7 protein-coding genes are annotated in these 10311 nt (G+C 63.2%); 4 read left to right on the plus strand and 3 right to left on the minus strand.

Annotation, left to right across the window (positions count from 1 at the left end; all coding sequences use genetic code 11):
• The first annotated feature begins 38 nt into the window (after positions 1 to 38).
• Positions 39 to 719, plus strand: coding sequence for an amino acid ABC transporter permease (locus IB267_RS30150; protein WP_089044284.1), 681 nt, complete (start codon positions 39 to 41; stop codon positions 717 to 719).
• Entirely contained in the window at positions 716 to 1477 is a 762-nt protein-coding gene (locus IB267_RS30155; protein ID WP_192451077.1) for an amino acid ABC transporter ATP-binding protein, read from the plus strand. Before IB267_RS30150 ends, IB267_RS30155 begins: the two co-directional genes overlap by 4 nt.
• 214 nt (positions 1478 to 1691) lie before the next feature.
• On the opposite strand, the gene pyc is transcribed toward IB267_RS30155, so the two are convergent.
• Positions 1692 to 5150 carry a pyruvate carboxylase gene (gene pyc, locus IB267_RS30160; RefSeq protein ID WP_192451078.1) on the minus strand — a complete coding sequence of 1153 codons (3459 nt, stop codon included), beginning with the start codon at positions 5148 to 5150 and terminating at the stop codon, positions 1692 to 1694.
• A gap of 119 nt (positions 5151 to 5269) precedes the next feature.
• Positions 5270 to 6010 carry an autoinducer binding domain-containing protein gene (locus tag IB267_RS30165; protein ID WP_034802969.1) on the minus strand — a complete coding sequence of 247 codons (741 nt, stop codon included), beginning with the start codon at positions 6008 to 6010 and terminating at the stop codon, positions 5270 to 5272.
• Between the two features lie 384 nt (positions 6011 to 6394).
• Here IB267_RS30165 and IB267_RS30170 point away from each other — a divergent pair, with 384 nt between their 5' ends.
• Positions 6395 to 8152 (plus strand): glucan ABC transporter ATP-binding protein/ permease, encoded by a 1758-nt coding sequence (locus IB267_RS30170; RefSeq protein ID WP_043625790.1) that lies wholly within the window; start codon positions 6395 to 6397, stop codon positions 8150 to 8152.
• Between the two features lie 155 nt (positions 8153 to 8307).
• Positions 8308 to 8940, plus strand: a complete 633-nt coding sequence (locus IB267_RS30175; protein ID WP_192451079.1) for a LysE family translocator — start codon at positions 8308 to 8310, stop codon at positions 8938 to 8940.
• Between the two features lie 29 nt (positions 8941 to 8969).
• Here the strand turns inward: IB267_RS30175 and IB267_RS30180 are convergent, their stop codons facing one another.
• A complete protein-coding gene (locus IB267_RS30180) occupies positions 8970 to 10124 on the minus strand; it encodes an OpgC family protein (protein ID WP_192451080.1) in 1155 nt (384 codons plus the stop codon).
• Positions 10125 to 10311 lie beyond the last annotated feature (187 nt).

The raw sequence follows: 10311 nt of genomic DNA on the forward strand, positions 1-10311 counted from the left end.
GACCCCGGGGCGGATCGCGCTTTTTGAAAGGCTCGCCCTTGACCACCTGGCTCCCACTGATGCTGGAATCCTTGCCGTCCCTGCTCTGGGCCGGCCTGACCTTTACCATCCCGCTGACGCTGCTTTCCTTCATCTTCGGCCTGATCCTGGGGCTCGTTACCGCCGTCGCCCGGCTCTTCGGGCCGGCGCCGGTCGCCTGGATCGCGCGCTTTTACGTCTGGGTGATCCGCGGCACGCCGCTGCTGGTGCAGCTGTTCGTGATTTTCTACGGCCTGCCGAGCGCCGGCATCCTGCTCGACGCCTTTACCGCAGCCCTCATCGGCTTCTCGCTGAATGTCGGGGCCTACACCTCCGAGATCATTCGGGCGGTAATTTCCTCGGTGCCGCGTGGCCAGTGGGAAGCGGCCTATTCGATCGGCATGAGCTGGAGCCAGGCGATGCGCCGCACCATCCTGCCGCAGGCAGCCCGCGTCGCGGTGCCGCCATTGTCGAACACCTTCATCTCGCTGGTGAAGGACACGTCGCTTGCCGCCGCCATTACCGTGCCCGAGATGTTCCAGACAGCGCAGCGCATCGTCGCCACCACCTACGAACCGCTGATCCTCTACATCGAGGCGGCGCTGATCTATCTTGCCATGAGCTCCGTGCTTTCCGCCCTGCAGGTCAGGCTTGAGCGACGCTTCGCCCGATATGGCGGCTTCCTGGAGGCACGCACATGATCGAGCTCTCCCACATCGAAAAGCGCTTCGGCGACAATCTCGTGCTGAAGGATATTTCCGTCAGCCTGGCGGAGGGCACCGTGACGGCGCTGGTCGGCCCGTCCGGCGGCGGCAAGAGCACGCTGCTGCGCTGCATCAACCTTCTGGAGATCCCGACCTCCGGATCGATCAAGCTTGGCGACGAGAAGCTTGAATTCGCCCCTGGCCGCAAGATCGGCTGGACGGCGATCCAGCGCCTGCGCCGGCAGACCGGCATGGTGTTCCAGAACTTCCAGCTCTTCCCGCACCAGACCGCACTCGGCAATGTCATGGAAGGCCTCGTCACCGTGCTGAAATGGCCGGCGGACAGGGCAAAGACCCGGGCAATGGAGCTTCTGGAAAAGGTCGGCATGGCGCACAAGGCGGATGCCTGGCCGGCCACCCTTTCCGGCGGCCAGCAGCAGCGCGTGGCGATCGCCCGGGCGCTGGCCCCTTCGCCGCGCGTGCTTCTCTGCGACGAGCCGACCTCGGCGCTCGACCCTGAACTGGCGGAAGAAGTGGTCGAAGTCCTGAGCCGGCTTGCCCGCGAAGGAACCACCATGGTCATGGCGACCCATGACCTCCGGCTCGCCTCGCGCGTCGCCGACAAGGTGATCTTCCTCGACGGCGGCCTCGTCGTCGAGAGCGGCGCGCCGAAGACGATCTTCTCGGCGCCCGAGCGCGAGCGCACCAAGAAGTTCATCGCCTCGCTCAGCGCCCCGCACGACTACGAGATCTGAAGGGAAGCATTGGGACCGGTTACGATGGATCAGGAGCGGGAGGCGACAGGCGTCTCCATTATCTTCGCCTCCCCCCAACAGTTGTAATCCTCGGGCTTGACCCGAGGATGACGGCGGAGAAGTACGTCCGCTACAGTGGCCCTTTGCGCCTCTCGCAAAACAACAACGGCCGGATTCGCATCCGGCCGTTTTTGTCTATCCGTGTGGCAAACGCTTACGCCTCGAACACGATCAGTAGGTCCTTGGCGTCGATCTGGTCGCCGGCGCGCACCAGCACTTCGGCGACCGTGCCGTCCTTCTCGGCGTGCAGCGCCGTTTCCATCTTCATCGCTTCGATCGAAAGCAGCACGTCGCCGGCCTTCACCGTCTGGCCGGCGGCAACGGCAACGGTCGAGATGACGCCCGGCATCGGCGCGCCGAGTTGCGCTGCATTGCCGCCCTCGGCCTTGCGGCGTACCGCGCTCGTTGCACTGCGGTTGCGGTCCGGAACCTTGATCAGGCGCGGCTGGCCGTTGAGTTCGAAGAACACCTTGACCATGCCCTTCTCGTCCGGCTCGCTCTTGGCCTGGTGCAGGATGACGAGCGACTTGCCCCGCTCGATCTCCGGCTGCAGCTCCTCGCCCGGCGCCAGCCCATAGAAATAGGCCGGCGTCGGCAGAACGCTGACCGGACCATAGGTGTCGGCCGCGATCGCATAGTCGGTGAAGACCTTCGGGTACATCAGGTAGGAGGCGAACTCGAAGTCGTCGACCTTGCGCTCGAGCTTGTCCTCGATGGCTTTACGCTCCGCATCGAGATCGGCCGGCGGCAGCAGCGAGCCGGGAACGGCGGTGTAGGCCTTCTCGCCCTTCAGCGCCTTCTTCTGCAGCGCTTCCGGCCAGCCGCCCGGGGGCTGACCGAGATCGCCCTTCAGCATCGAGACGACCGAATCCGGGAAAGCGATGTCCTTTGCCGGGTTCTCGACGTCGGCAACCGTCAGGTCCTGGGAGACCATCATCAACGCCATGTCGCCAACGACCTTTGACGACGGCGTCACCTTGACGATATCGCCGAACATCTGGTTGGCGTCGGCATAGGCCTGGGCGACGCGGTGCCACTTGGTTTCCAGCCCGAGCGAACGGGCCTGTTCCTTGAGGTTGGTGAACTGGCCGCCCGGCATTTCGTGCAGGTAGACTTCCGAGGCCGGACCCTTGAGGTCGCTTTCGAAGGCGGCGTACTGGAAGCGCACAGCTTCCCAGTAGAACGAGATCCGGCGGATCCATTCGGGATCGAGGCCCGGATCGCGATCCGAACCGCGCAGCGCCTCGACAATCGAGCCGAGGCACGGCTGCGAGGTGTTGCCGGAGAGCGCGTCCATGGCCGCATCGACAACGTCGACGCCGCTATCGACGGCGGCAAGCACGGTCGCAGCCGCGATGCCTGAGGTGTCGTGCGTGTGGAAATGGATCGGCAGGTCCGTCGCCTCGCGCAGCGCCTTGAAGAGCACCCGCGCAGCCGCCGGCTTCAAGAGGCCCGCCATGTCCTTGACGGCGATCATGTGCGCGCCGGCCTTTTCGAGCTCGGCCGCCAAAGCCGTGTAGTACTTGAGATCGTACTTCGGGCGGGCCGAATTCAGGATGTCGCCGGTGTAGCAGATCGCCGCTTCGCAGATGCGGTTCTCCTCGGCAACGGCCTCCATCGAGACGCGCATGTTGTCGACCCAGTTGAGGCAGTCGAAGACGCGGAAGACGTCGATGCCGCCCTTCGCCGCCTGGCGGACGAAGTACTTCACGACGTTGTCGGGGTAGTTCTTGTAGCCGACGCCGTTGGCGCCGCGCAAAAGCATCTGCAGCAGCAGGTTCGGCGCATCCTCGCGAATGCGGGCAAGGCGATCCCACGGATCCTCGGTGAGGAAGCGCATGGAGACGTCGAAGGTCGCGCCACCCCAGCATTCGAGCGAGAAGAGCTGCGGCAGGGCACGGGCATAGGTGCCGGCGACACGGGCGATGTCGTGCGTGCGCATGCGGGTCGCAAGCAGCGACTGGTGGCCGTCGCGCATCGTCGTATCGGTGAGGAATACCTGCTTTTCGCCGCGCACCCACTCGGCAAACTTCTTCGGGCCGAGTTCGTCGAGCTTCTGCTTGGTACCCGCGGGGATCTCGCCCTGGATGAAGGGCACGACGGGCTTGGCCGCGTCCGCCGGCGGCCGCGGGCGGCCCTTGGCCTCCGGATGGCCGTTGACGGTGACGTCGGCGAGATAGGTCAAGAGCTTCGTCGCACGGTCCTGGCGCCGCACCTGCTGGAACAGCTCCGGCGTCGTGTCGATGAAGCGGGTGGTGTAGGTGTTGTTGCGGAACTGCTCGTGGCCGATGATCGCCTCGAGGAAGGTGAGGTTGGTCGCCACGCCGCGGATACGGAATTCGCGCAGCGCCCGGTCCATACGGCTGATCGCTTCCTCGGGCGTGCTGCCCGAGGCCGTCACTTTCACCAGCAGCGGATCGTAGTAGCGCGTGATGTAGGCGCCGGTATAGGCCGTGCCGCCGTCGAGACGGATGCCGAAACCGGCCGCCGAACGATAGCCGGTGATGCGGCCATAGTCGGGAATGAAGTTCTGTTCCGGATCTTCCGTGGTGATGCGGCACTGCAGCGCGTGGCCGTTGAGGCGGATGTCTTGCTGCTTCGGTACGCCCGATGCCGGCGTGCCGATCGCTTCGCCGTCGAGGATATGGATCTGCGCCTTGACGATGTCGATGCCGGTCACCACTTCGGTGACGGTGTGCTCGACCTGAATGCGCGGGTTCACTTCGATGAAGTAGAATTTGCCGGTGTCGGCATCCATCAGATACTCGACCGTGCCGGCGCCGACATAGCTGGTCGCCTCGGCAATCTTCAGCGAATAATTGGCCAGTTCCTGGCGCTGCGCGTCCGAGAGGTAGGGCGCAGGCGCCCGCTCGACAACCTTCTGGTTGCGGCGCTGGATGGAGCAGTCGCGCTCGAACAGGTGCACGACATTGCCGTGGGTGTCGCCGAGGATCTGGCTTTCGACGTGGCGGGCGCGCTCGACCAGCTTTTCGAGGTAGACCTCGTCCTTGCCGAAGGCGGCCTTGGCCTCGCGCTTGGCTTCCGTCACCTCGCGGATCAGGTCCTTCGGGTCGCGAATGGCGCGCATGCCGCGTCCGCCGCCGCCCCAGGAGGCCTTGAGCATGACGGGGTAGCCGATCTCGGCGGCCAGGCGATGGATTTCCTTTTCGTCTTCCGGCAGCGGATCGGTGGCCGGCACGACCGGCACGCCGACGGAAATGGCGAGGTTGCGGGCTGCCACCTTGTTGCCGAGCTGGCGCATGGTCGCCGGCCGCGGACCGATGAAGATGATGCCGGCGGCGTCACAGGCATCGACGAACTCGGGGCTTTCCGACAGCAGGCCGTAGCCCGGGTGAATGGCATCGGCACCCGAGAGCTTGGCGACGCGGATCACTTCCTCGATCGACAGGTAGCTCTCGATCGGACCGAGGTCGCGGGCCAGATGCGGACCGCGGCCGATCTGGTAGCTTTCATCCGCTTTAAAGCGGTGCAGCGCGAGTTTGTCCTCTTCCGCCCATATCGCGACCGTTTTCAGACCGAGTTCGTTTGCAGCGCGAAAAACGCGGATGGCAATTTCAGAACGGTTAGCAACAAGGATCTTCGAGATAGGCAAGTCGGTCTCCTCAATGACTTGATATTGCGGGAAATGCTGCACCCGCGAAATAAAGTATTAGCGGGTCACCGGGCAGAGCGCAATTTCAGATGCGACAGGAAACCGAATGCCTTTCGACTTTAGGAAATCAGGCCGAGACGGAAGGCGATCGCCACGACGTGGTGGCGGTTCTTGGCCTTCAGCTTTTCCTGGATTCCGTTCATGTACCAATCGACCGTGTGGCTCGAAATATCGAGTACCTTGCCGATGTCGTTGGAGGTCAGGCCGTCGGCCAGGTAGTTGAGTGCTTCCATTTCGCGCCGCGTCATTTGCACTTCGACGCGCGAGCCGAGCTCGGCCGAAACCTCCGGATCGGTCAGGTCCAGGAGCTTCCAGAACAGCCGCTTGGCGATCGAGTCGAACAGGCTGATCTCGACCGGGCTCAGGTCGACGACACGCCCGCCAACCGTCAGGTTGCCGAGCAGGCCGCGCCGGCCGTGCACCGGGAAAATATAGCCGTCATAGAGACCGTGGTTGCGGGCCTCGATCATCATGCTTTCCATGCGCTTGCGATGCGGATCGGAGCGGAAGGCAAAGAGCGTATCGCGCCAGCGGAAACCGCGCTGGGCATGGCCGAGATAGCGGATGGTCGGGTCGATCACCACGAACTTCTTGCGGATATAGATCTGCGGCCAGCCCTCGGGCCAGCGACCGGCAAGCAGCAGCCTCAGCGGGTTGTCATGCGGCTTGGGCTGGCGCACGACGCCGTAGAAGTCGAAGCCACAGCGATCGAGCAGACGCTCGAATTCAGGGATGATTTCCTCGCGAGTCTTCATCTCCTCCAGAAGCGCGAGAAACTGTACGAGCAGCGTAATGTTCATGGATCACCTTCCAGGTCGATGCATATGGTCGCATTTCCGAATCCGGACATAAAGGCACCGTTCAGCGACCATTCATGTTGCACCCGCGATAATCCGTCATACCACGCCCGGTCTTATGCGAAATATGCAAGAAATCGGAGTTGGCACGACAGATAGCAGACTATGAATATTCTCGCCAAGCTCGCAGACGAGCGAAACGGGAAAAGGAATAGCTGTGCTGCGTCCGGCTGCGGCTTCCCATTGCCGCCAAAGACCGTCTCAGCGCGGCCCCGAGTGTTCTACCAGCAGCGCGAAGCTTCGCCAAAGGGAACCTCGAGGACGCGGGTGCATCCGCCGCAGAAGGTCTGCGGCGCGTCAAATCCGGTACCCGGAAGGGGTGAGACAGTGTCATTGTTCCAGGTGTATGCAAGAGCGCTCCAGTATCTTGCGGTTCACAAGTTTCGCGTCTCAGCGATCGTTCTCGCCAACGTCGTTCTGGCAGCCATCACCATTGCCGAACCGATCCTGTTCGGACGCATCATCGACGCCATCTCGTCGAAGGGCGAAGTCACGCCGATGCTGCTCATGTGGGCAGGTCTCGGCGTCTTCAACACCGTCGCCTTCGTGCTCGTCGCCCGCGAGGCCGACCGGCTGGCCCATGGCCGCCGCGCCACGCTTTTGACGGAAGCCTTCGGCCGCATCGTTTCCATGCCGCTCGCCTGGCATAGCCAGCGCGGCACATCCAACGCGCTGCACACGCTGCTTCGCGCCTGCGAAACCCTCTTCGGTCTCTGGCTCGAATTCATGCGCCAGCACCTGGCGACCGCCGTCGCCCTCATTCTGCTCGTTCCGACCGCCTTTGCCATGGACGTGCGCCTGTCGCTCGTGCTCGTCGTTCTCGGCGCGCTCTATGTGGTGATCAGCAAGGTGGTGATGAGCCGCACCAAGGAAGGCCAGGCTTCGGTCGAGAACCACTACCACACGGTTTTTTCCCACGTTTCCGATGCGATCAGCAACGTTTCGGTCGTGCACAGCTACAACCGCATCGAGGCAGAAACCCGCGAGCTGAAGAAGTTCACCGAACGGCTGATCTCGGCCCAGTTCCCGGTTCTCGACTGGTGGGCGCTGGCAAGCGGGCTGAACCGCGTCGCCTCGACCATCTCGATGATGGCGATCCTCGTCATCGGTACCGTGCTGGTGCAGCGCGGCGAACTCGGCGTCGGCGAAGTCATCGCCTTCATCGGCTTTGCCAACCTGCTGATCGGCCGTCTCGACCAGATGAAGGCCTTCGTCACGCAGATCTTCGAGGCCCGTGCCAAGCTTGAGGACTTCTTCACCCTCGAAGATGCCGTGCGCGAACGCGACGAGCCGGCCGGTGCGACCGAACTGCCGGCGGTTGTCGGCGAGGTCGAGTTCCGCAACGTCTCCTTCGACTTTGCGAACACGAACCAGGGCGTGCACAACGTCTCGTTCACGGCCAAGGCCGGCCAGACGATCGCCATCGTCGGCCCGACCGGCGCCGGCAAGACGACGCTCGTCAACCTGTTGCAGCGCGTCCACGATCCGCGTGACGGTCAGATCCTGATCGACGGCAACGACATCTCGAAGGTGACGCGCAAGTCGCTGCGCCGTTCGATCGCCACTGTCTTCCAGGATGCGGGGCTGATGAACCGCTCGATCTCGGACAACATCCGCCTCGGCCGTGACGATGCGACGATCGAGGAAATCATGGCTGCCGCCGAAGCGGCTGCCGCCTGCGACTTCATCGAGGGCCGCACGACCGGTTACGACACGGTGGTCGGCGAGCGCGGCAACCGCCTGTCGGGCGGGGAACGCCAGCGCGTGGCCATCGCCCGCGCCATCCTGAAGAACGCGCCGATCCTGGTGCTCGACGAGGCGACCAGCGCGCTCGACGTCGAAACCGAAAACCGCGTGAAGGATGCGATCGACGCGCTGCGCAAGAACCGCACCACCTTCATCATCGCCCACCGCCTGTCGACGGTGCGCGAGGCGGACCTGGTCATCTTCATGGATCAGGGCCGGATCGTCGAGATGGGCGGCTTCAACGAGCTCAGCCAGAGCAACGGCCGCTTTGCCGCCCTGCTCCGTGCCAGCGGCATCCTGACGGACGACGATGTCCGCATGAGCCACACGGCAGCCTAGGACACGCGCTTCAAGCCAAGCGAACAAGCTTCAAGCCACCCGCAGCCAACTGCGGGTGGTTTTTTCGTTTCGGCGTCACTTGCATAGAGCGGACTTGCCATTCTGAGGAATGCTGGTATTCCGGAATTCCGGCTTCAATTCCAAGGGAACCACCAATGCCGGACATTTCCACGATCGCAGTTTTCGCCGCAGCAAGCCTCGTGCTCACCGCCACACCCGGTCCTGACATGATGCTGATTGCCTCTCGCAGCCTCAGCCAGGGACGTGCCGTCGGGTTTCTTACCTATGCTGGCATCGCGCTCGGCACCTATTGCCACGCGCTCGCCGCCGCACTCGGTCTGTCGCAGCTCTTCGTCACCGTTCCGATCGCCTATGAGATCGTCCGCTGGGCCGGCTGCGCCTATCTGCTTTATCTCGCCTGGAAAACCATCCGCTCGGATCCATTCGGCGCCTCCCCGATTGCAACCCTCAATCGGCTTTCGGCCCGCCGGGTTTTCGGCGAGGGGCTGATGACGAACCTGCTCAATCCGAAGATGGCGCTCTTCGTGCTGGCCCTGTTTCCACAATTCGTCGACCCAGACGGCGGGTCGATGGTCCTGCAGATGCTGCTGCTTGCGACGGTTTTGAACGGGATCGGCCTGCTCGTGAACGGTTCGGTCATCCTCGTCGGCAGCCATCTGCGGGCAAGGCTCTCCGGGTTCCGGCGTTTCCCGAAACTGCCGAAATACCTTCTCGCCGGCGTGTTCACCGCCCTCGCCTGCCGCCTGGCCCTAGGTTCTCGAACCTGACACTGAAGCCCTGTGACGGGTGGTGTTTCTCATATCGCCCTTAGCGGCTTAGCCATGGCGATGCCGCGCAGCCATTCGAGATAATAGGCATAGACGAAGTGCAGCCCGATGCCGGCGACGACGAAGAGGCTGCCGATAACAGGGTTTTTCCCCGTCACGAACAGCAGCACCTGGCCGGACATCGCCAGGATCGTGCCAAAAATGAAGATCGGCAGGGAATGCCGGCCGACCACCGCCAGCGGATGATCGCTGTCGAGTTTGGCAAGGTTGCTGATCCGCGGCGTCACCGCGATGAGGTAGCCGAGCGCCAGCACATGCAGCAGTCGCGGCGTGGACAGAAAGGTCTTGTCGAAGCCCGTCAGAACGGCCGGAAGACCGAAGGAAAAATCGATGCTCCAGAACGAGAAGAGCACCCAGACGGCGGAAACCGCGAGATAGAGCCCGGAAAGCGCGATCAGCCAGGGCCAGCGCGGCAGCGATCCGCCGTTGCGCACATAGGTCATCATGACGACGCCTATGACGAACAGGAACTGCCAGGACCAGGGATTGAGAAACCAGTAGCCCTCGTCGAGGAAGTTCGACGGCACGAACTTGAAGATGCCCGCGGCGAGCCACAGCGCGGCCGAGAGCACCAACAGAAGTTTCTTGCTGACTCCATTCAGCCAGAGTATGCCCGGCAGCATCAGGAAGAGCGCCGCATACATCGACAGGATGTTGTTGTAGCCGAGCTGATGGCCCAGGAGCACCATCGCGACGATGCCCTGCTCCGTCTGCTCCACCATCGGGCGGATATTGATCTCGCCGATCAGGTCCTGCCGCCCGAAATAGAGTGCGCCGCCGGCAAAGATCGCCAGCGTCACGATGCTGGTCATGATGTGGGCGACGTAGAGCGCCAGGGCCCGGCGCCAGATTTTCAGCGTCACGGCCAGCCGTGCGCCGGAGACGAACTTGCCGCCATAGGCGATCCCGACCGAGAGGCCGGAGATCAGGACGAAGGCTTCGGCTGAATCGGAAAAGCCGAAGTTCTTGTGCGTCAGGTATTCGAGATATTGTCCGGGAACGTGATTGACGAAGATCGTCAGAAGACACAGCGCCCTGAACACATCAAGGCGTGTGTCGCGCTCCTTCGGAACCAATCGGGCGGACATCGGCTCGACGCCACCCTGAAAAGTCTTTTGCAGCATGCGGTCCGTTATCCAGGATTTGGCGCCCCTGCCCCATCCCTGTTGAAACGGGCACCGACGTCCCGCCTTTCGCGCGATGCCCGGCACCATGAAGGAGAGCGGGATGTCAATGTGCTTGCGGTTTCCCGCCCACACCCCGCTCACGAGATTTAGAGCACGACGCCCGGCCGTCGAGGTCGTGCCGCCC

It is taken from the genome of Ensifer sp. ENS09, from assembly GCF_014852425.1.
Taxonomy (GTDB): domain Bacteria; phylum Pseudomonadota; class Alphaproteobacteria; order Rhizobiales; family Rhizobiaceae; genus Ensifer.

What these genes read in the sequence shown, in the direction of transcription:
- IB267_RS30165 (WP_034802969.1), bottom strand. Translation starts at nt 6,010, where the DNA reads ATGAACATTACGCTGCTCGTACAGTTTCTCGCGCTTCTGGAGGAGATG.
- IB267_RS30180 (WP_192451080.1), bottom strand. Translation starts at nt 10,124, where the DNA reads ATGCTGCAAAAGACTTTTCAGGGTGGCGTCGAGCCGATGTCCGCCCGA.
- IB267_RS30155 (WP_192451077.1), top strand. Translation starts at nt 716, where the DNA reads ATGATCGAGCTCTCCCACATCGAAAAGCGCTTCGGCGACAATCTCGTG.
- IB267_RS30175 (WP_192451079.1), top strand. Translation starts at nt 8,308, where the DNA reads ATGCCGGACATTTCCACGATCGCAGTTTTCGCCGCAGCAAGCCTCGTG.